Annotated in this window: 21 protein-coding genes; 10 read left to right on the top strand and 11 right to left on the bottom strand. The window is 55.2% G+C overall.

Going from position 1 to position 24,514, the window contains the following annotated elements; translation table 11 throughout:
• Positions 1-2: 2 nt before the first annotated feature.
• Both WH277_RS15850 and WH277_RS15845 read right to left on the bottom strand, forming a co-directional pair.
• Positions 3-1,634, bottom strand: a complete 1,632-nt coding sequence (locus WH277_RS15850) for an ATP-binding cassette domain-containing protein (RefSeq protein WP_339505924.1) — start codon at positions 1,632-1,634, stop codon at positions 3-5.
• A complete protein-coding gene (locus WH277_RS15845) occupies positions 1,627-2,544 on the bottom strand; it encodes a carbon-nitrogen hydrolase family protein (protein ID WP_339505923.1) in 918 nt (305 codons plus the stop codon). Before WH277_RS15845 ends, WH277_RS15850 begins: the two co-directional genes overlap by 8 nt.
• Positions 2,545-2,677: 133 nt before the next feature.
• Here WH277_RS15845 and WH277_RS15840 point away from each other — a divergent pair, with 133 nt between their 5' ends.
• From WH277_RS15840 to WH277_RS15830, 3 genes are all read left to right on the top strand, one after another.
• The gene (locus WH277_RS15840) at positions 2,678-3,391 is read left to right on the top strand and encodes a helix-turn-helix domain-containing protein (protein ID WP_339505922.1); all 714 of its coding nucleotides are present in this window, start codon (positions 2,678-2,680) and stop codon (positions 3,389-3,391) included.
• Positions 3,392-3,442: 51 nt separating this feature from the next.
• Positions 3,443-3,688, top strand: coding sequence for a regulatory protein YcgZ (ycgZ, locus tag WH277_RS15835; RefSeq protein WP_133843411.1), 246 nt, complete (start codon positions 3,443-3,445; stop codon positions 3,686-3,688).
• A 253-nt stretch (positions 3,689-3,941) separates the two neighbouring features.
• Positions 3,942-4,451, top strand: a complete 510-nt coding sequence (locus WH277_RS15830; protein WP_339505921.1) for a biofilm/acid-resistance regulator YmgB/AriR — start codon at positions 3,942-3,944, stop codon at positions 4,449-4,451.
• A 24-nt stretch (positions 4,452-4,475) separates the two neighbouring features.
• Here WH277_RS15830 and WH277_RS15825 read toward each other — a convergent pair whose 3' ends face one another.
• Complete coding sequence (locus WH277_RS15825; protein WP_212816041.1) at positions 4,476-4,679, bottom strand: hypothetical protein; 204 nt, start codon at positions 4,677-4,679, stop codon at positions 4,476-4,478.
• A gap of 341 nt (positions 4,680-5,020) precedes the next feature.
• Here WH277_RS15825 and WH277_RS15820 point away from each other — a divergent pair, with 341 nt between their 5' ends.
• From WH277_RS15820 to dcuR, 4 genes are all read left to right on the top strand, one after another.
• A complete protein-coding gene (locus WH277_RS15820; protein WP_133843404.1) occupies positions 5,021-5,251 on the top strand; it encodes a YgdI/YgdR family lipoprotein in 231 nt (76 codons plus the stop codon).
• A 15-nt stretch (positions 5,252-5,266) separates the two neighbouring features.
• Complete coding sequence (locus tag WH277_RS15815) at positions 5,267-5,497, top strand: YgdI/YgdR family lipoprotein (protein ID WP_133843402.1); 231 nt, start codon at positions 5,267-5,269, stop codon at positions 5,495-5,497.
• Between the two features lie 183 nt (positions 5,498-5,680).
• Positions 5,681-7,321, top strand: coding sequence for a sensor histidine kinase (locus WH277_RS15810; RefSeq protein ID WP_133843400.1), 1,641 nt, complete (start codon positions 5,681-5,683; stop codon positions 7,319-7,321).
• Positions 7,318-8,031 carry a two-component system response regulator DcuR gene (gene dcuR, locus WH277_RS15805; RefSeq protein WP_339505920.1) on the top strand — a complete coding sequence of 238 codons (714 nt, stop codon included), beginning with the start codon at positions 7,318-7,320 and terminating at the stop codon, positions 8,029-8,031. The genes WH277_RS15810 and dcuR overlap by 4 nt, the downstream gene beginning before the upstream one ends.
• On the opposite strand, the gene WH277_RS15800 is transcribed toward dcuR, so the two are convergent.
• Both WH277_RS15800 and WH277_RS15795 read right to left on the bottom strand, forming a co-directional pair.
• A complete protein-coding gene (locus WH277_RS15800) occupies positions 8,012-8,974 on the bottom strand; it encodes an FAD:protein FMN transferase (protein WP_339505919.1) in 963 nt (320 codons plus the stop codon). The genes dcuR and WH277_RS15800 overlap by 20 nt on opposite strands.
• A 504-nt stretch (positions 8,975-9,478) precedes the next feature.
• Positions 9,479-12,256 (bottom strand): flavocytochrome c, encoded by a 2,778-nt coding sequence (locus tag WH277_RS15795; RefSeq protein ID WP_339505918.1) that lies wholly within the window; start codon positions 12,254-12,256, stop codon positions 9,479-9,481.
• Positions 12,257-12,849: 593 nt separating this feature from the next.
• Here WH277_RS15795 and WH277_RS15790 point away from each other — a divergent pair.
• The 3 genes from WH277_RS15790 to WH277_RS15780 all read left to right on the top strand — a co-directional run bounded on the left by WH277_RS15790 (position 12,850) and on the right by WH277_RS15780 (position 17,943).
• The gene (locus tag WH277_RS15790; protein WP_339505917.1) at positions 12,850-14,361 is read left to right on the top strand and encodes a DASS family sodium-coupled anion symporter; all 1,512 of its coding nucleotides are present in this window, start codon (positions 12,850-12,852) and stop codon (positions 14,359-14,361) included.
• A 180-nt stretch (positions 14,362-14,541) separates the two neighbouring features.
• Entirely contained in the window at positions 14,542-16,188 is a 1,647-nt protein-coding gene (fumA, locus tag WH277_RS15785; RefSeq protein WP_339457457.1) for a class I fumarate hydratase FumA, read from the top strand.
• A 213-nt stretch (positions 16,189-16,401) separates the two neighbouring features.
• Positions 16,402-17,943: a methyl-accepting chemotaxis protein gene (locus WH277_RS15780; RefSeq protein WP_339505916.1), complete on the top strand. Its 1,542-nt coding sequence runs from the start codon at positions 16,402-16,404 to the stop codon at positions 17,941-17,943.
• Between the two features lie 157 nt (positions 17,944-18,100).
• Here the strand turns inward: WH277_RS15780 and WH277_RS15775 are convergent, their stop codons facing one another.
• The 6 genes from WH277_RS15775 to WH277_RS15750 are packed head-to-tail and all read right to left on the bottom strand — an operon-like array spanning position 18,101 to position 24,502.
• Positions 18,101-18,766: a phage tail protein gene (locus WH277_RS15775; protein ID WP_227536161.1), complete on the bottom strand. Its 666-nt coding sequence runs from the start codon at positions 18,764-18,766 to the stop codon at positions 18,101-18,103.
• Between the two features lie 33 nt (positions 18,767-18,799).
• Positions 18,800-20,653: an HlyD family efflux transporter periplasmic adaptor subunit gene (locus WH277_RS15770; protein ID WP_339505915.1), complete on the bottom strand. Its 1,854-nt coding sequence runs from the start codon at positions 20,651-20,653 to the stop codon at positions 18,800-18,802.
• The gene (locus WH277_RS15765; protein WP_339505914.1) at positions 20,568-20,879 is read right to left on the bottom strand and encodes a hypothetical protein; all 312 of its coding nucleotides are present in this window, start codon (positions 20,877-20,879) and stop codon (positions 20,568-20,570) included. Before WH277_RS15765 ends, WH277_RS15770 begins: the two co-directional genes overlap by 86 nt.
• A 2-nt stretch (positions 20,880-20,881) precedes the next feature.
• Positions 20,882-22,201 carry an efflux RND transporter periplasmic adaptor subunit gene (locus tag WH277_RS15760; RefSeq protein WP_339505913.1) on the bottom strand — a complete coding sequence of 440 codons (1,320 nt, stop codon included), beginning with the start codon at positions 22,199-22,201 and terminating at the stop codon, positions 20,882-20,884.
• The gene (locus WH277_RS15755) at positions 22,198-22,989 is read right to left on the bottom strand and encodes an efflux RND transporter periplasmic adaptor subunit (RefSeq protein ID WP_339505912.1); all 792 of its coding nucleotides are present in this window, start codon (positions 22,987-22,989) and stop codon (positions 22,198-22,200) included. Before WH277_RS15755 ends, WH277_RS15760 begins: the two co-directional genes overlap by 4 nt.
• Before the next feature lie 16 nt (positions 22,990-23,005).
• Entirely contained in the window at positions 23,006-24,502 is a 1,497-nt protein-coding gene (locus WH277_RS15750; RefSeq protein ID WP_133843514.1) for a TolC family protein, read from the bottom strand.
• Positions 24,503-24,514: the final 12 nt, after the last annotated feature.

Below are 24,514 nucleotides of genomic sequence, written 5' to 3'. Positions count from 1 at the left end.
GATTATTTCCTGTCCCAGGAGAGAATGAGGCGTTCGATAAAGGCCACCAGCGCGTTGAAACACAGCATCATCAGCATGACCAGCACAATACCGGCCAGCACGATGTTCATACCGAAGTTGGAGCTGCCCAGCAGGATCATATGACCCACGCCGTTATCGGAAGAGATGTACTCCCCGACAATCGCCCCGACCAGGGCAAATCCCACGTTCAGACGTAAACCCGACAGCACCCACAGCATCGCGGAGGGCACCACCAGCTTGATAAAGATGGTGCCGCGTCTCGCGTTAAACGAACGCAGCAGATTGATCAAATCAGGGTCAGTACGCAGCGCGCCTTTGTACGAGGTGGTCAGTGACACCACCACGCAGGAGAACGCGACAATCACCACTTTTGACAGCATCTCGGTGCCGAACCAGATGATGGTAATCGGCGCAATCGCCAGCACCGGAATGGCCCCAATCGCGGCAATAAACGGCGCGGCAAGATCGGAAATAAAGCGTGAGTACCACAACAGCAGACCGAGCACGGAACCGCCAATCGCCCCCACCGCAAAGCCGATCAGCGTTTCACTGGCGGTGACGCCGATATCGGTCAGCATCTCACCTGACTGGAATCGGGCGACCAGCACCTCCCACACCTGCGACGGGCTGGAGAAGAGAAACGGATTGATGCTGCCGCTGCGTGCACCCCACTCCCAACCGCCCAGCAGACTGGCGACAATGGCAATTTGCAGGACAATCAGCGTGTAGCGCCGGGCGCTCTCCGAACGGAAAACGGCTTCTCCCGAGGTGCGGCCAGAGCGGCTGGCCACCGCCGGACGGGGTGAAACAGTGTTCATCACCATAGGTTCCTCTTTTTCAATTAACGGCAGCGTGCCGATGCTGCGCCAGATATGTTCGTAATATTCATTGAACCGCGGCGACAGACGGCGTTCCGGGATCGACAGGCTTTGCACCCCCAGATCGACCTTAATCTCCTGCACGATTTCGCCCGGACGCGCTTTCATCACATACACACGATCCGACAGCGTCACCGCCTCTTCGATATCGTGGGTAATAAAAATCACTGTCTTATGCTGTTCTTTAACTACCCCGAGCAGCTCACTCTCGAGCGCGATTTTCAGCGGATAGTCCAGGGCCTTATAAGCTTCATCCATCAGGATGATTTCCGGGTTGGTGACCATGGTGCGCATCAGCGCCACACGCTGGCGCATCCCGCCGGAGAGCTGTGAGGGAAACTTTTTCTCGTAGCCCTGCATGTGGTAAAGCTCAAACAGTTTTCGTGCCCGGTCACAGGCTTCAGCTTTCGGCGTGCCGCGCACTTCCAGGCCGAGGATCACGTTGTCCATTACCGTGCGCCACGGAAACAGCAGGTCTTTTTGCAGAACATAACCCAGCTCCGGCGATGGCGTGCCGGTGGTTTCGCGGTTTTTCAGCACGATGCTGCCGCTGTCCGGCATCAGCAGGCCGGTGATGATATTGAACAGCGTGGATTTCCCGCAGCCGCTTGGCCCGACAAACGACACAAACTCCTCACGGTTGGCGTAAAAATTGAGGTTATTCAGCACCGTCACCTCGCCCCCCGCAGCGGGATAGGCTTTACAGATCCCCGCAGCCTCCAGCACTTTACTCATCCTGTCCTCCCAAAGGCCGCGCATGGCGGTTGAAAACGGTTAACGATGACGGCGGCGCCTGAACCGGCACATAGTCTTTTAAGAAGTGGTAGCCGATGTAGTCCGTGCTGCGCGCCCGCCGGATGGCCTGGCGCACATCAATGGTGGCGATCGCCATGCCTTCCTGTTCGCCGGTATCCGCAATAATGGTGCCCATCGGATCAATAATGCGACTGTGGCCGTGATAGTGAAGATTGCCGTGATGGCCGCACAGGTTGGATTCAATCATCCAGCACTGATTTTCCAGCGCACGTACGCGGCCAAACAGCGTATAGCTGTCCACCATCGGGTCGGCATCCCCTGCACTGCCATCGCCGCCAAAGCCCCAGGCGGTGGGCATGATCATGATGTCTGCCCCTTTTAATGCCAGTTCGCGGGTGCTCTCCGGGAACACTTTGTCGTAGCAAATCAACATACCGATACGGCCCAGCGCAGTCCTGAACACCGGGAAATCATCCCCCGGGTAATAAATATGTTTCTCATCACCCGGCTGGTGCACTTTGCGATAGACGCCGATCACGCCTTCCGGCCCAGCCAGCACCGCACTGTTAAACAGCACTTCGTCATGGTCCGGATGGCGTTCAGTCATACCAAATACCAGGTGTAAACCAAGCTGCGCGGCTTGCTGTAACAGCGCCTGTACGCTCTCTCCCTGCGGGATCACCTCTGCCTGCGCCATCTGCCAGGTCACCGCGTCTGCGCTCCAGTTGAGGGTATCGGGCAGATACCCTTGCAAAATCTGTTCGGGGAACACCACTAAATCGGCTCCGGCATCGGCAGCGCGCGTCATCCACGTCATTAGTTGGCTGAGATTGCGCGACTTATCATAAAATGCCGGAAGTGTGATGCTGGCCACGGTAATCTCTGACATAACCCCCTCCTGCTGTTTTTTCTTAAACTACGCACCCCTTTCTCATCCCACCAATACAATTTTCTTATAGGATAATTTTTGTCATATATGAGAAAATGATAACAATCACAGGCATTCAAGGACTTTGATACCGATGCAAACATCCAGACAACATGAAACCACCGGCCTGGGGGCCGCCCTGACGAACGAAAAAGATTTCGGTATGCGCATCAAAGCGATCCGTTTGGCAAGGGAGATGACGCTGGAACAGGTGGCTGAGGTCAGTTCGGTCTCGATCTCTACGCTGTCGAAAATCGAAAAAGGTCAGGTATCTGCGTCGTTCGATACCATCGCCAAAATCGCCGGGGCATTTGATTACTCGCTGGCAGAGCTGTTCGCGCAAGACCTACCGCAGGTGCCGGTTGCCGCCGTGGCCATCCAGGGGCGCCGTACCTACACGCTGGCGGGTAAAGGCCTGATGTTCACCAACCCGTGGTTTCACTACGAAGTACACGCGGCAGAGCTGCTGGTGAAGGGGATGATTCCGGTGGTGATGCGCATTGAAACCCGTGAGTTGCCGCCGCGTGAGGCCTGGTCAGAGCATGAAGGAGAAGAGTTTATTTATGTTCTGAGCGGCAGTGTCAGCGTGCATACCCTGTTCTATACCCCCCTGCGGCTCAATCAGGGTGACAGCGCCTACATAGACAGCACAATGGCGCATACCTTTGTGCGTGAGAGTGACGATGACGCCAGCCTGCTGTCGATTTGCCTGACGGAGAAACTGGATTTCAGCGCAGAGACACATAGACCCGAGCAAATAGCGAATGAAAATTCACTATTTCTGTACAAACTAATCATAGATGTATAACTTTATTGCGGAAATTTTGACTATATTGATTTACGACTGAGGGACATTGTTATGCGTCAGGACGGTTCCAACCCGAAGATTGAAAATGACATCAGCCGTTATTTTAGCGAAGTAACGATGCCTTCTCAGCAGGAAACGCTTGGCCAGATTGTGGTTGAGATCCTGCGTTCAGGGCGTCAAATTAACCGGAAGGCTATTTGTTCAAAGCTGCTGACGCGCCTTGAACTGGCATCAGGACCGGAGCAGGAACGGCACTATCAAGAACTGATCGGCCTGTTGTTTGGCCGCGGGGACTGAGTTTCAAAGCAGTATGTTTGCGGATTAACGACATTGACGTACGCGTTAGGTTACAACTCAGTCCGACCATCTGACCGTCCCGGCCGCCAGCGTTAAGCAGGCATGGCATTAACGGGATGCAGGTTCCTGCGGGCATGTACGCTATGCCCGTATCACTGATTCAGAGAAGTTGGTATGTACAGAAACGAAGACGAAGAAGAGTTACTCTCCGATATTATTTTGGGTGAAGCGGTGATGGTTCTGTTGAAAGCCGATGCCGCCATCAGCAGTGCAGGTTCGCCAGTTACAAATGATGGCTGCCGCAGAGCAAGATACCTCGCGGCAACGCGCCTGCCGGCGGGCGATTGCGGAGGTACGGGATCACCAGGCTCCTGTTCGTGACAGCGATACGCAAGAGATCGCGATCGCGACAATGTCACACACCTGTTTACCAGTGAAGGCCCGGCTGACGGCACCAAAAAACACTGAGCGTTTCCACTTTAACTTTATTGATAAGGCGAACAGCATGGAGCACATGCAGCATATATCCCCTGAATCCGAAATCCTGTCTTACTTTCAGGGCGGCGGTGAAAAGTATTCACACGAAGTGCAGGTTCTGGGGGCTGTGATTAAGGAGCTCTCCGCTGAGGGCACGCACGTCAGCAATAAAGCCATGATCCTGAAATTGATTGAGAAGCTGGAGACCACCACCGATGTGATCCAACTGGATGTCTATCGTCAGGTGCTGGAAGTTGTGGTGGGCATGACGCCTGACGATGCGTAACCGCGTTGTTATTAATGAGGGTTATCAATGGAAGCTTTCCAGCAGATAACGAAATGCCTGTCGATAGATGCCCTGAGTGTGGGCATCATTTGCTCTGGTGCTGTGAGCCTGGAGCATAATTAATACGCTCTTCTTATCCAGAGGCTGGTTGGCCGCAATCAGTTCTGAGACTGCCCTGCCAATAACTGCATAAATTTCTTTTGGATAGTCCTTATTATTACCGTGCACATGCACCCCTTGTCTGGCTGTATGTACTTACATATTATCATTTCACCTTAAATAATGCACATGCTGCACTAAACACCCCGCTACAATATGCTCATCGCCATAACAAAAAAGATTAACAAATTGATTTTAAACGATTTACTATTAATTTTCGCGAAGGGTAAATTTACAACCCCTTTCGCTAACTACTGAATGGCAATAACAACAATAAAAATCAAGCCTGACTTAATCTTTTCAGAATATTCCGTTTCTTCTCATATTTTTAAATGTAAACGCGCAAAATCGCCAAACCCTTCTATAATTAAAACGTTCGAATGAGAAAGATATCTATAAGGAAATCCCAAATGAAAGTCACACTGTTTAAAGCGACCTTTATCGCAGCGTCTCTGTTCATGCTTGCTGGCTGTGCTTCAAATCAGTCCATTCAAACCACCGACGGTAAAACGATCGTCACCGATGGTAAACCGCAGGTCGATGATGAAACCGGACTGGTCTCCTATAAGAATGCCGAAACGGGTAAGACTGAACAGATTAATCGTGAGCAGATTAAAAACATGAGTGAACTAGATAACTAAATAACAGGAGTTCAGATGAAAAAGATCATGGCACTTTCTCTCGCAGCTTTGTTTTGTGTGACCGCGCTGTCTGGCTGCACCCGCAGCAGTTATGCCATTCATACTAACGATGGCAGAACGATTATCAGTGACGGCAAACCGAAAGAAGACGCCAAAACGGGTCTGATTGCTTACACCGATGCTAACGGCACTGAACAACAGATTAACAAAGGTGACGTTAAAGAGCTCAGTGAGCTGCCGAAATAATCGTTACAGCCCCTCACGGGGCTTTTTGCTGCCTGCTTTTTACCTGCTGCCATTGCTCCCTCCTCCTCTACCTGAAAAACTCGCCCGGACCGCTGATTTTCTGATGTAAAATCATCATGCCTCATAGCGTCCCGCGCTATATTAGCCAGAAATAACGCTGGTTCCCTTCTTTCAGGAGTCTCCATGAGCGACCCGCTGCAGCCGCCTGTTGTGCGCAAGCGTCCGATGAAACTGAGTACGTCCGTCAGCCTGATGGTCAGCGCCGTGATTGCAACGGTGCTGCTAATTGTTCATCTGTTCTATTTTTTCCAGATAAGCCATGTGACCCAGGAGAGCGTCAAAGATAAGGCGCTGGCAGTGGCACGCACCCTGGCGGACTCTCCCGAGATCCAGCGCGCGCTGCTGCTTCCTCCTGACAGCGGCGTGATTCAGCCGATTGCCAGCGCGGTGCAGGAAAGCAACGACCTGCTGTTTGTGGTGGTGACCAATATGGACGGCATTCGTTATTCCCACCCAAAAGCAGAACTGATCAACCAGCATTTCATCGGTGAGGACATTATTCCGGCCCTGCAAGGGCGCGAAAACATGGCGATCAACCACGGTAAGCTGGCGGAAGCACTGCGGCTGTTCACCCCCGTTTACGACAGTCAGCATAAGCAGATTGGCGTGGTCGCTATCGGCATTTCGTTAAGCGAAGTGGCCTTACAGATCAGCCAGAGCCGCTGGAATATCATCTGGGCCGCGCTGTGCGGCATGCTGGTCGGTGCCATCGGCACGTTTCTGCTCGTGAGGGCCGCGAAGCGTATCCTGTTCGGGCTGGAGCCGTATGAGATTTCAACACTGTTTGAACAGCGTCAGGCGATGCTGCAATCCATGAAAGAAGGGGTGATCGCCGTTGATGATCATATGCAGGTGACGCTGATTAACCGTGCCGCACGGCAGTTGCTGCGTGAAACCGACCGTCAGCAGGCGGTGAACATCGACGTCGGCGAAATGGTGGCCGCCTCAGGCCCGCTGATCTCCAACCTGCGCGATGTGCTGAACAACGGCGTGCCACTGCGCGATGAGGAGATCAATTTTAAAGGCCGCATCTTACTCTGCAATACCATGCCGGTGCGCAGCAACGGCGTGATCATCGGTGCCATTTGTACGTTCAGAGATAAAACAGAAATCAGCCAGCTAATGCAGCGGCTGGATGGCATGGTGAGCTATGTGGATGCCCTGCGCGAACGCTCCCACGAATTTATGAACAAACTGCATGTGATCCTCGGTCTGTTGCATATGAAAAGTTACGGCAAAGTAGAGGACTATATTCTCAAAACGGCTAATAATTATCAGACAGAGATCGGTTCTCTGTTAGGAAAAATCAAGTCACCGGTTATTGCCGGTTTCCTGTTAAGTAAAATGAATCGCGCCTCGGACACAGGCAACCACCTGCTGATCAGCGATGACTGTATGCTGCCGGACAGCGGCAGCGAACAGCAGGTTGCCGCGCTGATCACCGTGCTGGGTAACCTGATTGATAATGCACTGGATGCCCTTGGCCCCAGTGCTGAGGGCGAGGTGAGTGTATTACTGCACTACCAGAAGGGTTTCCTGGCCTGCGAAGTCAGCGATGACGGCCCCGGCATTGCGGCCAGCCAGTTAGAGGCGATTTTTGAGAAGGGTTTTTCTTCCAAAGGCGATGAACGGGGCGTCGGGCTGTTTCTGGTAAAACAACAAACTGAAAGCCTTGGCGGGAAAATTATTGTAGAGTCCGAACCTGGCGTTTATACGCAATTTTTTGTACAACTGCCCTGGGATGGAGAGAGTAAAAACGCATGATCAATGTTTTAGTCGTCGATGATGATGCGATGGTCGCAGAACTGAACCGCTGCTATGTCGCCCAACTGCCAGGATTTGCCTGCTGCGCCGTTGCCTCAACCTTGCAGCAGGCGAAAGATCTGGTGCTGAACAGCGAACTGGCGGTCGACCTGATCCTGCTGGATGTGTATATGCAGCAGGATAACGGGCTGGATCTTCTGCCTGCGCTACGCGAAGCAAAGCGTCCGGTGGATGTGATTGTGATCTCTTCCGCCGCCGATGCCGCTACGATCAAACAGTCTCTGCATTATGGCGTGGTCGACTATCTGATTAAGCCGTTCCAGTTCTCGCGTTTTGAAGAAGCGCTGACCGGCTGGAAACAGAAAAAAACCATGATGGATAACCATCAGTTCTATGAACAGGCGGATGTCGATCAGTTGATTCACGGTAATCATCCGGCAGTTGAGGATAATAAACGCCTGCCAAAGGGGTTAACGCCACAGACGTTACGCACTCTGTGCCTGTGGATTGACGCCCATCCGAATGAGGAATTTTCCACGGACGATCTCGCTGCGGCAGTCAATATCTCGCGCGTATGTAAATACCTCATCTGGCTGGCGCACAGCAATATTCTGTTCACCAGCATCCACTATGGTGCCACCGGTCGTCCGGTTTATCGTTACCGCCTCCAGCCAGAGCATACCGCCCTGCTTAAACAGTATTGTCAGTAACCCGGTAGCTGTCGTCCAGTAGCGTGAAGCGGTACTTATGCTGTGAAGAACAGATTACCTGACCGTCCCGGGTGACAAAAATAGCCTCGATCTGCGGCATCTCTCGCAAGCAGACGAGGCTTTTTTCTACCCCAAGTCCATACAGCAATGTGGTCCAGATATCCCCGTCGATGGAATCATCGGAAATAATCGTCACACTCAGCAACTCGTTATCCAGCGGGTAACCGGTACGCGGGTCAAGAATGTGATGATAGCAACGCCCTGCCAGCTCAAAATACCGCTCATACACCCCGGAAGTGACCACGGACTGGTGAGTGACGTGGATGACGCCAATCAGGGCATCAGGCCCGGCAAAAGGCTTTTTCAGGCCAATCCCCCATGCCTGCTGCGCCGGATGCCCCAGCGTCTGCACATTGCCCCCCAGATTGATCAACGCGTTCGTGACCTGCTGTTGATGCAGATAATCACGCACCACATCGGCAATGTAACCTTTCGCAATCGCACCGAGGTCGATCTCCATGCCTGCCTGTTGCAGGAACACGGACTGTGCCGCATCGTCGAGAATCACCTGGTGGGGATCGGTCAGGGCCAGCAGCGCCTGTAACTCGCTCTCAGGCGGCACCGTATTCCCCTGAAAGCCAATCTTCCAGCGTTTAACCAGCGGACCAATGGCGAAGTTGAAACTACTTCCTGCCTGCGTGCTAACCTCGCTGGCGCGTTTAATCAGTTGGTAGACTGGCGCGCTGACGACGACCGGATGCAGACCCGCCGCGTGATTGATCGCCATCACTTCCGAGGGTGCACGGTTAACGGTAAACAGATTTTCCTGATGCTTGATCAGACGAAACACCCGCCCTGCGAGTGCCTCGTCATGTTCAAACAGTTTGAGGAGGATGGGCGATCCCATCAGGACAGCGGAGTAAGCGTAGGAACCTGCGGACATTGGCTCTCCTTCTGGTCAACGGGGGGCATGCCCGGCCCGGAGTCAATGGGAGGGGCATGCCCCTCCCCTACGATATGATGCTTTCTGTCGGGGCCGGATATTATCCTACCCCTACGATGTGATGCTTTCTGTCGGGGCCGGATATTATCCTCCCCCTACGATGTGATGCTTTCTGTCGGGCCGGATATTATCCTTCCCCCTACGATGTGATGCTTTCTGTCGGGGCCGGATATTATCCTTCCCCCTACGATGTGATGCTTTCTGTCGGGGCCGGATATTATCCTACCCCTACGATGTGATGCTTTCTGTCGGGCCGGATATTATCCTACCCCTACGATGTGATGCTTTCTGTCGGGCCGGATATTATCCTTCCCCCTACGATGTGATGCTTTCTGTCGGGCCGGATATTATCCTTCCCCCTACGATGTGATGCTTTCTGTCGGGGCCGGGTATGATCCGGCCCCAACGACGTCCTGTAGGGGCCGGGCATGCCCGGCCCGGGGTTTAACGTTTCGCGTATGCAGCGGCGTTACGCCCTGCCAGAATCCCGAAGATGATGATATCGGCTACAGCATTACCGCCGATACGGTTAGCACCGTGAATACCGCCGACCACTTCGCCCGCAGCCCAGGCGCCGTTAATCACCTGTTTCTGCGCATCCAGCACCGCAGTATCGGTATTAATGGTCACCCCGCCCATCGTATGATGCACGCCCGGGGCGATACGAATAGCGAAGTACGGCCCCTTGTTAAGCGGATGACGCAGCGCGGTGGTACGGCCGAAGTCTTCATCCTTCTGCTGTTCAACGAACTGGTTGTAGCGACCCAGCGTGGTTTGCAGGGTTTCCTGGTCCATATTGAGTTTCACTGCCAGCTCGTGCGGCGTGGGTGCACTGATCACGAAGCCTTTGGCGATGTACTCATCGGCGGCTTTGTTATTCGCACGAACCTGGTCATCAAAGATAATCCACGCACTCTTCTCTGGCAGCGCAATAATCTCGGCGGAGACTTTGTCGCGGGTTTCCATTTCGTTGTAGAAGCGCTGGCCGGCCTGGCTGACCAGAATGGCACCGCCGCCGCGAATCGCTTCCGAAATCAGATAAGAGGTGGTTTGTTCCACGGTCGGGTGAATCTGGATTTCGCCCATATCGACGGTATCCGCACCAATATTTTGCAGCATGGCGATGCCGCTACCGGTGGCCCCTTTGTGGTTAGTGGTGACAAAGCCATCCAGCTCAGGACGGTATTTCACCACCATCTCACGGTTGGCGCTGAAGCCACCGGTCGCCACAATCACGCTTTTGGCATTCAGGATGCGGGTGTCGTTATATTCATCGACCACTTTCACGCCGCTCACCGCGCCATTTTCCAGCAGAATTTCCGCCACGGAGGTTTCCAGCAGCACTTCGATATCGCGCTGATTAATGTTTTTCACCAGGCCGCTAATCAGGAAGCCACCGACCGCAGAACGGTCAGCCGGACGGTGCGTGCGGTCAATGCTCATGCCGCCGGTAATGGTGATATCGTTCAGCTCAATACCGTTAGTCGCCAGCCACTCAATAGCTTCGGGTGCCAGGTTAACAAACTCGCGCAGCAGTTCCGGGTTGTTCTTAAACTTGCCGCCTTTGAGCGTTTCTTCATAGAACAGTTCTTTGTTGTCCTCGATGCCTTTCAGCTTCTGGAAGCGGGTTTCCGCGGCGTTCATCCCAACCGAGGCTTTAATGGTGTTCCCGCCAATGGTTGGCATTTTCTCGATGATCACCACATGCGCGCCCGCATCGCTGGCCTGAATGGCCGCTGCCAGGCCGCCACCGCCGCTGCCGACCACGACGACATCGTAGTTCTGCGGGGCTTGCGGGTTGCCCCCCTCTTCAATGACATGCTCTTTGCTTGAGGTGGCCATGGCACGGGAGACGGCTTTTTTCAGCGCCTCACTCTGTGTAGTGGCACCCGTCACGGCATCCACGTGCGGGCTGTTCGCCACCAGCATACGGGTACGCAGGCTCTCAAAGGTGGTGGTGAAGTCCACGTCAAGGGTGTCATCCGGCACCAGTGAAATATCGGTAATACGATCGGTATCCAGGGTGACACTGATTTTCAGTTTCAGCGCTTCGGCTTCCACTTTCTCCTGGTACACCCCTGCTTTATATTTACGGCCACCGGTGCTGACGTCGCGGATCATGGCGTCAACCAGTGAGAAGCGCCACAGCGGTTCAGGAATGTTCAGCGCTTCACGCTGGGTGCTGTCGATAAACAGTTCAAGATGATCGTTTTTAATAATGCGATCGGCCCAGTCCGGGTAAGCAATACAGGCTTTACCTACCGCGACCAGGTCAAAACCGTATTCCAGCGCCTGTTCAGCGTCCGCTTTGTTGATCACGCCGCCCACGCCAATCACCGGCACTTTTGCCAGGGTTTCTGAACGTGCAGCCAGGTATTTGGTGATCAGTGGCGTCGGATCTTTGCGGTCAACAATCGAGGAGCGCAACAGCTGCCCCACTGAGAAGTGCACGTAGTCCAGGCCGCGTGCAGCCAGTTTTTCCAGCAGATACAGCGTGTCATCAAAACGAATGCCCGGGACTTCAATTTCTTCCGGTGAGAAGCGGTAACCAATGATGAAGGAAGAATCTGCAAAGCGCTCTGCCATTTTATGGGTAATTTCAAGCACTTCCAGAGGGAAGCGTGCGCGGTTGTCGCGGCTACCGCCCCATTTGTCATCACGCTGGTTGGAGTTCGGTGAATAGAACTGCTGGATCAGATAGGTGTTGGCACCGTGGATTTCCACGCCGTCAAATCCGGCTTTAATTGCACGGTTAACCGCATCGCCAAATTTGGTGATCATCACATCGACTTCTTCGGCGGTCAGCGCCTGCGGGGTGGTCGCACCGTCACGCGGTGCAGCTATGGCACTTGGCGCGACCGGCGTACGTCCGCCAATCAGTTCCGGCTCAACCATACGGCCGCCGTGATAGATTTGCAGAATAGCTTTAGACCCTTTGGTCTTGATAGCGCTGGCAATTTTCGCCAGACCCGAAATCTTGTTATCGCTGTCGATAGCAATGGCCCCCGGGAAGGCCGGGCCTTTCGGGTCGATGAAGCAGCACTCAACAATCACCGTACCTATGCTGCCGGCACGATCGCGGTAATACTCAACCAGTTCACTGGTGACGGTGCCGTCGTAGAAACCGGTACAGGTGGTCATCGGCGCCATCAGCAGGCGGTTCTTCAGAACCGCCCCGTTTGGCAGGGTCAACGGGTTCAGAATAGGGGTTAGCGTATTCATTAGGTGTACTCCAAATTAAAAGTTTTGAATTCTTTAGCGGGCAGCTATTTTATTATTTATATTAATAGCCCGACGTCATGATGCTAATATAACAATTTCTTTAGCTATATAATCGATAACTTTAATTATTTAACTTTTAAATAAACGAATACTTTTTATTTACCCGAAATGCTACAAATAGTTTTATTAATTGTTAACTAATGAACACAAAAAATCAACCTATCGTTTACAGAAAAATTATAATCAATAAAATCATATTCTTACCAAAACAAATCTGACTTTACTGGAAATAAAATGTACACTAAGATGAAGATTAAGCCTCTTAAATGAAAACAACGCTTAATAAATGATAGCCAGTTGTTAAAAATAAAAGGGTGCTGCAATTTTTATTGATCCAGATCAAAGTCTATATTTAAGGATGTCGCATTATATTTATATCAACCCAATAAATAGATGCTTTTTCATTGGGAAAAGACGAAAACGACTTCAAGATTCACGGTAGAAAAACCAAATAAATAGAAAAGAAAGTAAAAAAATCAGTTATAACCTACCGGGACACTTAACGAATTCTTATTAACTTGCAGACTAAAACTATGAAACAGACATCTATGGTCAGTGAAACCGCAAAGGCACCTCCTGCCGCTGCGGGGCAAAAAAAACGCCTGCTTATGTTGTTCCTGCCTGTACTGGTTGCGGTGTTACTGCTACTGGTGCCGGTACCTCAGGGGCTGGAACCTCATGCATGGTACTTCTTCGCTATCTTTGTGGGGGTGATTGTTGGGTTGATTTTTGAACCCCTGCCTGGTGCGGTGATCGGCCTTACCGGCGTGGTGGTCATCGCGCTGTTCAGTCAGTGGGTGCTGTTCAGCCCGGCAGAACTGGCCGACCCGAAATTCAAAACGGCCGCTCAGGCATTTAAATGGGCCGTCAGCGGATTCGGTAACTCTACGGTGTGGCTGATCTTTGGCGCCTTTATGTTCGCCGCGGGTTATGACAAAACACAGTTCGGCCGCCGCCTGGCGCTGATTCTGGTGAAATATCTGGGGCGTCGCAGTCTGACCCTCGGTTATGCCATTACCTTCGCTGACCTGCTGCTGGCCCCGTTCACCCCGTCCAATACCGCACGCAGCGGGGGCACAATCTACCCGATTATTGCCAACCTGCCGCCGCTGTATGGTTCAAAACCTAACGACCCCAGCGCCCGTAAGATTGGTTCGTACCTGATGTGGGTAGCGATCACCGCCGCCTGTATCACCAGTTCGATGTTCCTGTCGGCGCTGGCCCCTAACCTGCTGGCCCTGGCGCTGGTGAAAAGTGTGGTGGGCTTTGATATCTCCTGGGGAATGTGGTTCCTGGCCTTCCTGCCGTTAGGTCTGTTACTGCTGTTGACCATGCCGCTGCTGGCTTACTGGCTCTATCCGCCGGAAGTGAAGTTCAACGATGAAGTGCCGCGCTGGGCCATCAGTGAGCTGGAAAAACTGGGCAAACTGACCCGTAACGAAATCCTGCTGCTGGTGTTTGTGGTCTCTGCCCTGCTGATGTGGATCTTCGCCACCGCCTGGATTGAACCGGCTATGGCTGCCCTGCTGGTCGTCGTGCTGATGCTGTGGACTGGCGTACTCAACTGGAATGACATTACCAGTAACAAACCGGCCTGGAACACCTTTGCCTGGTTCGCCACCCTGGTGGCACTGGCAGATGGCCTGGCACGAGTTGGCTTTATCGCCTGGTTGGGTAAAGAAGGTGGGATGCTGCTGCAGGGTTACGACCCGCAGGTCTCCGCGGTGGTGCTGATGATTGCCTTCTTCCTGCTGCACTACCTGTTCGCCAGTACCACTGCGCATACCACCGCGCTGTTACCGGCCATGCTGACCATTGCCGCCTCGATTCCGGGCATCAATATGCCGGTGTTCTGCCTGATGATGTGTACCTCACTTGGTCTGATGGGCATCATCACACCTTACGGTACAGGTCCAAGCCCGATTTACTACGGCAGTGGTTACCTGCCAACCAAAGACTACTGGCGTCTGGGGACCATCTTCGGGGCCGTCTTCCTCTGCGCCCGGATGCTGATTGGTTATCCGTGGATGGTGATGATGTTCTGATGCCCGCTTAACGGTTAATCACGCACTCAGACATGCAGTTGTTGCAACAATGTTATACCATTCCTGACCTGCCGACCTGACTCAGGGTCGGCAGGAAAACAATAAAACAGATATCGCCATTAATGTTGCCGAGCCTCCGCATCCGAGAAGGAGGGCAGCACATCATTAAGTGAGAGCACAATGTCGAAAAAACCTTTCCATTATCAGACCCCGTTCCCTCTTGCAAAAGAGGATACCGAATACTACCTGTTAACCCGCGATCACGTCTCCGTGGCCGAATTCGACGGGCAGGAAATCTTGAAAGTAGAGCCTCAGGCTCTGACGTTACTGGCGCAACAGGCGTTTCATGATGCCTCGTTTATGCTACGCCCGGCCCACCAGCGCCAGGTGGCCGCCATTCTGGCCGACCCGGAAGCCAGTGAGAACGATAAGTACGTTGCCTTGCAGTTTTTGAGAAACTCCGAAATCGCCGCCAAAGGGATCCTGCCAACCTGTCAGGACACCGGCACCGCGATCATCATGGGTAAAAAAGGCCAGCGCGTCTGGACGGGCGGCGGTGACGAAGCCGCCCTGGCGTTGGGGGTGTACAACACCTACACCGAAGACAACCTGCGCTATTCGCAGAACGCCGCGCTGGATATGTACAAAGAGGTCAACACCGGCACTAACCTGCCTGCGCAAATCGACCTGTATAGCGTTGACGGTGACGAGTATAAATTCCTGTGTATGGCGAAAGGCGGCGGTTCAGCCAACAAAACCTACCTGTACCAGGAAACCAAAGCGCTGCTCACCCCGGGTAAATTGAAAGAGTACCTGACGGAGAAAATGCGCAGCCTCGGCACGGCCGCCTGCCCGCCGTACCATATCGCCTTTGTGGTCGGTGGTACGTCCGCCGACAGCACGCTGAAAACCGTGAAACTGGCCTCAACACACTACTACGACGAGCTGCCAACCGAAGTTAATGAACACGGCCAGGCCTTCCGTGATGTGCAACTTGAGCAGGAACTGCTGCTGGCCGCACAAGAGCTGGGCCTGGGCGCACAGTTCGGCGGTAAATACTTCGCACATGATATCCGCGTCATCCGTCTGCCGCGCCACGGCGCATCCTGCCCGCTGGCGATGGCGGTTTCCTGCTCCGCTGACCGTAACATCAAAGCGAAGATCAACCGCGAAGGCATCTGGATTGAAAAACTGGAAGATAACCCAGGCCAGTATATCCCTGTCGAACTGCGCCAGCAGGGCGAAGGCGATGTAGTGCATGTTGACCTGAACCGTCCGATGAAAGAGATTCTGGCCCATCTTTCTGAGTATCCGGTTTCAACACGCCTCTCTCTGAGCGGCACCATTATCGTGGGCCGTGATATTGCTCATGCCAAGCTGAAAGAGCGCCTTGATAATGGCGAAGATCTGCAACAGTACATCAAGGATCACCCGATCTACTACGCAGGGCCGGCGAAAACCCCGGAAGGTTATGCGTCCGGTTCCCTCGGCCCGACCACCGCAGGCCGCATGGACTCCTACGTTGACCTGCTTCAGGCCAACGGCGGCAGTATGATCATGCTGGCGAAAGGCAACCGCAGCAAACAGGTGACGGATGCCTGCCATAAACACGGCGGTTTCTACCTCGGCAGCATCGGTGGCCCGGCGGCGGTGCTGGCACAGCAAAGTATCAAAAGTCTGGAGTGCATTGAGTACCCTGAGCTGGGTATGGAAGCCATCTGGAAAATCGAAGTCGAAAACTTCCCGGCCTTTATTTTGGTCGATGATAAGGGCAACGACTTCTTCGCTCAGATCCAACAGAATCAGTGCGATAAATGCGTGAAGTAACCGCCTGAGGCGGCATTACCCACCGTTTCAGGAGGGGAATGCAATTGTCACGAAAACGTCATAAACCAGACTTCTCTCTACAGATGAGTCAGTTAGCCTTCACATCCTCTGTTATCCCCCCTTCTCCCGATTAAAGTCGCTGCCCGCCAGGTCGATATCTCTGGCGACTGTGAGCTTTTTTGCATTTTTTATTCACCGGGAAATCCTGACGCTATGAAACTTAATCATCTCTCTATCGGGCAACGCCTCGGCATGCTGGCGGCCATTTTGCTGCTGGCCACCCTGTTTATCGGTATACGCGGTCTGACGGTTAACGCCGACGGGTTAACGCAGAATCAGCATATTATGGCTACAGAGCAGACCATCGCAGAGAGCATTGATACCGCACGCAATGCGCAGGTGCAGTTCAAAATTCAGGTGCAGGAGTGGAAGAACACCCTGCTGCGCGGCACGCAGGGCGAAGCGAAATTCAATCAGTACCGCGATGCGTTTGTAAAACAGAGCCAGAAAACCCAGGTGCTGCTGGGCCAGCTGAGCACACTGCTCCCTGAGATTGGCATGAGCAACAGCGAGGTACTGAAAACCCGCACGCTGCACGCCGAGCTGGAGCAGCACTATCTAAAAGCCCTGCAACAGTACAGCATTCAGGACAGCGACAGCGCGCACAAAGTCGATGGTCTGGTCGCCGGAATTGACCGTGAGCCCACGCGGATGATCGATGAAATGGTTGCCGCCACGCTGCAACAGGCGGTGCTGATCCGCGAGCAGAGTAATGATGCTGCTGCTGGCAATGGGTTGACGCTACTGGCTGGCTTTATGATCACCTTTTGGCTGATCCGCAGCATCACCCGCCCGCTGGCGCAGGCTGTCTCGATTGCACGAGCGGTGGCGTCCGGTGATTTGCAGACGCCGATTATCGTCAGCGGCCGCGATGAAACCGCCGAACTGATGCATGCCCTGCAGGAGATGAACGGCAACCTGACGAGTATTGTGTCCGGGGTACGTTCCGGCACCGAAACCATTGCGTCGGCCTCCAGCGAAATTGCCGTTGGCAGCCGCGAACTGTCCACGCGCAATGAAGCACAGGCCAGCGCCATTGTGCAGACCGCGGCCTCAATGGAGGAGCTGACGTCAGTGGTCAAAAACAATGCAGAGAACTCGCGTATCGCCAGCGATATCTCCATTGAAGCCTGTGCCGTCGCCAGCCAGGGCGGTGAAGTCGTGGAACAGGTGGTACGCACCATGAGCGATATCCACCAGTTCTCCACTCAAATCAGCAATATTATCAGCGTGATTGACGGCATCGCCTTCCAGACCAATATTCTGGCACTAAATGCCGCCGTTGAAGCCGCACGCGCAGGCAGCGAAGGACGCGGTTTCGCCGTGGTCGCCGCCGAAGTACGGGCACTGGCCCAGCGTTCTGCCACCGCCGCGAAAGAGATCGGTACGCTGATCGACAGCTCTGTTACCCGCATCAATGAAGGTAACTCGCTGGTGAAAGTGGCGGGCAGCGCGATGGAAGAGATCGTCAGCAGCGTGCAGCGCGTCAGCCAGCTGGTGGAAACCATTTCGATGGCCAGCGGCGAGCAGAGCAGCGGCATCGATCAGGTGAATATCGCCGTGGTGCATATGGATGCCGCCACCCAGCAGAACGCCACGCTCTCTCAGGCATCGGCCGCCGCCGCGCAGGCAATGCAGCAGCAGGCTGAGCAGCTGTTAGAGATGGTGCGAGTGTTTAAACTGCGGGAAGAGTAACAGACGGCGTGAGCGGCCCGGCATGCTGAAACTGCATAATGGGCCGAAAATCGGCTTATTCCGCCACGCCGGATGGCATAACGTTTTTCTTACAGCAAAGCCAGAGCACCATGATCAGCGGGATAATCCATATCGGGTCTTCCCGCTCAGTGACGATTTACGGTCTTGGCGGATACAAGCCGTTAACCGCGATGCAGGCCCGCAGTGTGGTCTCTGTCGGGATAATGCTGAACGGCTGACTCGAACCGCTGTTAGACACCCCAATGGCGCCACCGGTGGTGGTGGCACTGGTGCCGCTCAGCGCAACCTGAGTGCCGCCCGGCGCGACATACGCTTTCGCCGCAGGACCGGTCAACGCTGACAGCTGGCTCTCAGTGGCCGTTGGCGTCGCCGAGGTGCCAACATTGCCGCTGGCATTAACCACCACCGTGGTCACTGGCGGCGTGGTCTGGACCGCTGCATGCGTATGGATCGGCATCTGATTCACCGTTAATTGCACGCTATCTGCTCCTCGTTGTGTCCCCTGAGGTAAGTTTGGCCCCTGGCCGATTGCCAGCCTTGCCCGCAGATCGGGCAGTTTAAAGGTGCTGCCGCTACCGCCATACTGAACGCCTATCAGGGAATACAATGCCTGATAGCTATTGATCTGCATGTCACGTCCATCAGCATCCAGATAATCCTGAGGGCAATAGGTTGCCGCGGTATAACAGATCGACCCGGTATAAGGTTCTGCACTACAGGTCGCCTTTGCCGATTGAGAGACCGACATCAGCGCCAGACCGCATGTTGTGAGAGATAACGCCAGTTTCATTGAGAATTTCATCGTCACTTCCTTTTTATGCCGTTGATAACAGTTTTAAAAACCACTTTCCCGCAGCCCCAGCGCGGCAACGCGTCGCCATACACTGGTAAACAGAGATTCCGCTTTACCGTTAATGACCACCACACCGCGCACCGGTTGTTGCGGTGCGACGGACTGGTCGATCGGTTCAATACTGACGCCATACCACGCCTGCACCGCTCGCGCCCTTTTCTGTTCATCGCGTCTGACCGCCACCGGCCCCCCGCGGTCAGAGGCCAGTTTCTCCTCCTCGAGGAACGGGCTGCCGGTCGGATCGATTGCCGTTAACCGCACCGGGATCGCTGCCAGTGCCGGGTCATCGGCAATAAAGCGTCCGTCGTCGCCGGGGGCAATTCGCTGCAGATTATCTTCGCGCAGATAGCCATAAATCCGGCTCTGTTCTTGTCCAACGATGCGTAGCAGGACAGCCTCCGGCGACAGCCAGCGGCCCGGCGTCAGATCGCTGGCAATATCGCGCACCACGCCCGACTGCGGGGCGCGTACCTGTAAGCGCTCCTGCTGGGCCGTCAGTCCGCGATGCTCTGCCAGCGACGCCGCCAGTTCCTGTTGCAGGACTAGCATGTCGCCTACCGTGTCCTGCCGGGCCGCCTGACGGCGGATCTGAAGCTGCAAAATGGCCACGCGCTGTCGCACGATAATTAAGCGGGCATCGAGGTCGGGCGAGGCCAGCTCCAGCAGCAGTTGCCCGGCACTGACCTGCTCACTGTCGTGCACGTGTAATGTGACAATCTGCGCCGGGGCCGGAGCATAGAGTGTGCTGACCCGGCTGGCCTCCATCAGCGCCGGGATCTCAATCCCGCTGCGCCACGGCACAAACAGCACCGTCAGGACCAGGGCCAACAGCAGCGTGCTACGTATCCACGTTTTTCGGCGCGACTGTTGACGTTGTTTCCACCACATCCCCATCTCCTGTATCACCGGCAGCACAATAAAGCAGCCGATTTCCACCATCATCAGAAACAGCCCCAGCACTTTGAAAAAGTAGTGGTAGACCGTCAGTGCAATCCCCATGAAAAAAAAGAAGCGCCACAGCCAGGAAGCATATCCCCAGAGCAGCAGCCGACGACGCATACGCTTTGACCAACGCTGCGGGGGGGCCTCACCGTAGCCGAACAGTGCTTCACGCAGATGCCAGCGGCACAGCGCATAAGCACGGCCTTGCAGGTTATCGATGCGCCAGAGGTCGCTTAACATGAAGTAGCCATCAAAACGCATCAGTGGGTTGATGTTAATGATCACGGTGGTCACCCAGGTGGCGCTGGAGAGCAGAAATGCGGCGGTGTGCAGCGGACCTTCCGGCAGCAGCGACCAGGCAAACAGGGCCACGACCGCCAGCAGCAGCTCTGCCAGAATCCCTCCGGCACCGATCAACAGGCGAGTCCGATGTTCCCGCACTCGCCAGGCATCGCTGACATCGGTATAAAACATCGGGAACATCACGATAAATGCCACCCCCATGCTTTGTACCCGGCAACCTGCCCGCTTTGCCATCCACGCGTGCCCCAGTTCATGGATGAATTTCGCCACAACCAGCGTACAGCCGAAGGCCATCGCCCCGCCCAGCGTGAACAGATGGGAAAACGAACTTTGATAGCGCGGCCAGTCGCGGCTAACCAGAAACAGCCCCGTCATTAACAGCAGCGGAAAGAGATAGCGCAGCAGGCCTGTGCCGTACTTCTCCAGCCAGGGCCAGCTTCGATTCAGGAACGGATCGGGCCGCCACAGCGGAATGCGAAAGAACAGATACTGATGCAGGACTTTTTTAAACAGGCTCTGGCGACGTGCCGCCGACTTTAGATCGTAGCTGGCACGTTGGATCGTGGGTGCGCAGAAAACGCAGAAAATCATCCAACTCTTCTGCCTGCAACGGAATGCCCGGCTCGCGATTCGCCGCCGCCAGCACCTGCTGGTCATCCCCCAGCGCCCAGTGGCGCAGCAGCCTGATCGCACTGCCGTTCAGTTTGAAATAGCGCCCGGCCAGCGAATCCGCCAGCGTCCACTGCGGTGAGCCATCCAGTGCAGGCGCTGCCGCGGAGAGTTGCAGGTCGTCACGTAATGCCGGGAGTGCCGCCATGTTTACAGGCCGACCGTTTTACGCAGCGCGGCCAGCGGGCGACGGAAAAGATAGGCCGCCAGCGGAACGTATTCACCGTAGATTTTGGCCGTACCGCGTAATCCAATGCGTGGTGCCCTGTTAAGGAAACGCGCATCCAGCCGATAAGCCAACAGTCCGGCGGCGGTCATCCCCGCTTCATAGGCAACGCTGGTCAGCTGCGCATCATGGCGTTGCAGCGGATCGCTGTCGAGAAACAGCGCCACGCCCGCATCGGCCGGAAACGGGATCACATCCCCCACGTCCAGCTCAATTTTCAGTTCGGCCTGCTGTGGATCGGCCAGTTCCATGAGGCGTTCCCCGGTTCTGACCGGTTTCCCCACCAGACGGTCTGCGTCGGCAAAGACGGCGATGCCGTCTCGTTCAGCGCGCACCTCACTGCGCTGTAGCAGGTCACGGGCATAGTTCAGCTCAGCCCGCTTCTGCTCCACCTGAGCAGCAAGCAGGTCGAGCCTGGATTTGGAGTCGGCATCCTGAAACGCACGCTGGCCGCCGGTGCGCCTCTCGGCCTCCGCCACGTCCAGCGCCCGTTCGGCCACGTCAACCTGCGCTTTCAGCACCGTATTATCAAAACGCACCAGCAGATCGTTCTTTTTCACGGGCTGATTGGGTTTCACCCTGAATTCAGCGATCACCCCGTCGAGCGGTGCCGTCACCACTCGCCCCCCTTGCGGTACCACTTCGGCTGGGGCCAGCACCGACTGCCTGACGGGGATCAACATCACGCCCACCAGCACAATCACACCTGCCAGCAGTTTGAATTTAGGCCAGCCGGGCTGCCAGGTTTTATGTGGCTCCAGCGCCAGCCAGGCATGGCTGTATACATCCGCCAGCTGCTGTGCCAGCAGCCGTTCACTCTCCTGCCACGGCATGTCCCGCGCCAGCCATAAGCCTCCAATCAACTGTCCGTTACGATCGTTCAGCGGCACCCACAGTGCTTCGGCGGCGGACAACGCCTGCCAGTCACGCTGTGACTGTGCATCCAGCCAGTCGGCTTTGATGGTGGCAGCCTCGACGGCATGTCCTCCGGCGATCAATTGCTTCGCGGCACGTTCGATAAAGGCGATAAACGGCGCGTGAGGATCGGGGACGGACACGCCGGTCACTGCCCGTACACGGCCGTTGATGATCAGCGCCACATGACGAAAACCAAACAGTTTCAGACCGTCGTTAACCATCGACCAGGCGAGGGTTTCGCTGGTCTTTGCCGCGCGGGCCTTGCGTTCAAGCTGGAAGAACTCGGCAAATACCCGCTCCGGTGCTACTGGAGGCGTTACGCTCACTTCAGCTCCGTAAAGTGTGCACTGCCGCTCATCCCGGCGATCAGAGCGCTGTCCACCTGCGTCACGCGGCCAATCAATACCAGCGTCTGGCTGCTTTCATCAATGCGCGCGCCGCCGCGCACCACTTCAGCCTGTAACGGGGTGCCGGTTTCATCCGGGGTAAAGGTGAAGGTCTGTTTCGGCTTCAGGCTGGATAGCCAGCGTGACGGCACCAGCAGGTTGATTTCCAGATGGCGGTTGTCGACGATTTCCAGTAATGGTGCACCCTGTGCCAGATATTCCGACACCTGCGCCTTGCGCGACACCACCTGCCCGGCAAACGGTGCCACAATGCGGCAACGGCTGGTCTGGATCTGGTACACCTGACTTTCCGCCGCCGCCTGTGCCAGCCGCGCTTCAGACAGCGCCACCGCATTACGGCCCACGGATTTCATCTCTGCCAGCTGGCGGTTCTGGCTTAACTCCTGCTGCGCGGCACGCATCGCCGCCTGAGAGGCTGATTGCTGTGCCTGATAGGCAGAGCAATCAAAGCGCACCAGCAGATCGCCTTTTTTAAACGCCTCCCCTTCACGGAAAGGCATCTCAATAATTTTGGCGTTCAGCTCGCTGGACAGCATCGCCTGGTCAATCGCCCGCAGCACGCCACGCGCTTCTCTGCCCTCTTCAGAGGTTTTCACCCCCGCAGCAGGAACCGGGTCGAGCTGGAGTTCGCTGGCGGCATAACCGTGCAAGGGGGCCGCACAGAGTGCGGCCAGCATCAGTAGAGAACTTCGAATATGGTTGTTCAACAGATCACCCTGCGTCCTACAGTGAAATATTGCCGGCTGCCCAGCGTTTTTCGGTGCGATCCAGCGCCTGGCCAACCGACGAAATATCGGTCAGTTTTTGCGCTTCCGGCAAGGGATCAAGGCCGACGGTGACAAATACCTGGCCGTAGGCATTGCGCAGTTCCGCATAGGCGAGGTCGTTACGCAGTGAGGTATTCACCGCGTTCAGTTCGCCCTGGATCAGTTGTAGCTCACCAATGCTGCCCGCTTTGTAACGGTTATTGAGCTGGGCAAGGATTTCGCTGTCGAGCACCTGCAACTCTTTACCAGTATGGTACTGGCGCAGCGCTTCATTGTAGTTAGCACGCGCCACGTACAGCTGGGCCAGCACCGCCATCGACATCGCCTGACGGCGCAGTTCTGACACGCTTTCTCCTGCCTTCGCTACGTCATAGGCCGCCGGGCCGGAGATCAGGTTGAACAGGTTCCAGGTCACTTTTGCCCCGGCATCAACCCAGCTCTGGTTCACCAGGAACGAGTTGCTGTCATAGTTCCCGCCAAGAGAGAGTTCGATACCTGGCAGCATACGCAGCAGGGATTTACGCGTTTCGGCAGCGCTGATACGCACCTGATAATCCTGCTCACGCAGTTCGGGACGGTTAACCAGTGCGGCTTTTTCGAGATCGTTCATCGGTACGTTCAGTACCGGCTCGACCAGCTGTTCACGGTCCGGCAGCGCCAGCGTATAGGCACTGCCCAGCGGCAGGTTCATCAGGGTGGCCAACTCGGTTTTGGCCAGCGACAGCGCGCGGCGCTGCTCTTCCAACTGACGAGTGGCATCGAGCAGTGCGCGCTGATAGCTGTAGGCTTCAATCAAATCACCCACTTTTTGCGTCGACATTTTCTGGCTGTTCTCACGCGCCATATTCACGCGCCCGATTAAGGCATCAATACGCCCTAACAGACGTTCAGCGGCCACGGCACGCCAGTACGCTGACTGGACATCCTGCACAATAGTGTGCGTGACCTTGCGGCGGCGCTCTTCAGCAATCCAGCGTTTATCCGATTGTTGATGTGCAGTGACGTAGCTGACGCCGAAGTCAAGAATGTTCCATACCATGGTGAGATCCGCGACCTGACGGGTACGATCCTGCGAGGTGGACGGCTCCAGAGACTGGTTACCCGATTCCACGCTGCGGCTGCTGGAGGCACTGTAGTTATCGCGCGTAACGTACCCGGCTTCCGCCGCCATTTTCGGCAGCAGGTCAAAGCGCGAGAGATCCACCTGCGACTGTGACAGCGCCTGCTCCTGCACTTTGAGGCGGGCTTCAAGGTTATATTTTAGCGCGCGCGCCATGGCATCATGCAGGGTGATCGGCGCGGTGACCGGATCCTGCTGGCTGAACATCGCGCTGAGGTCCGCATCGGCACGTTGCTGGCTGGCTTGCTTATCGATCGGCTGCGTGGAGACCGCACAGCCGCTCACCAGTAATGCAATCATGCTGATGGTGAAGATTTTTCCATACTTATGCATCATCAATTCCTT

Source organism: Erwinia sp. MYb416 (assembly GCF_037479575.1).
GTDB classification, from domain to species: Bacteria; Pseudomonadota; Gammaproteobacteria; order Enterobacterales; family Enterobacteriaceae; genus Erwinia; species Erwinia rhapontici.
Note: the sequence above shows the minus strand (reverse complement) of the source record. Positions and strands in the feature narration are given on the sequence as shown.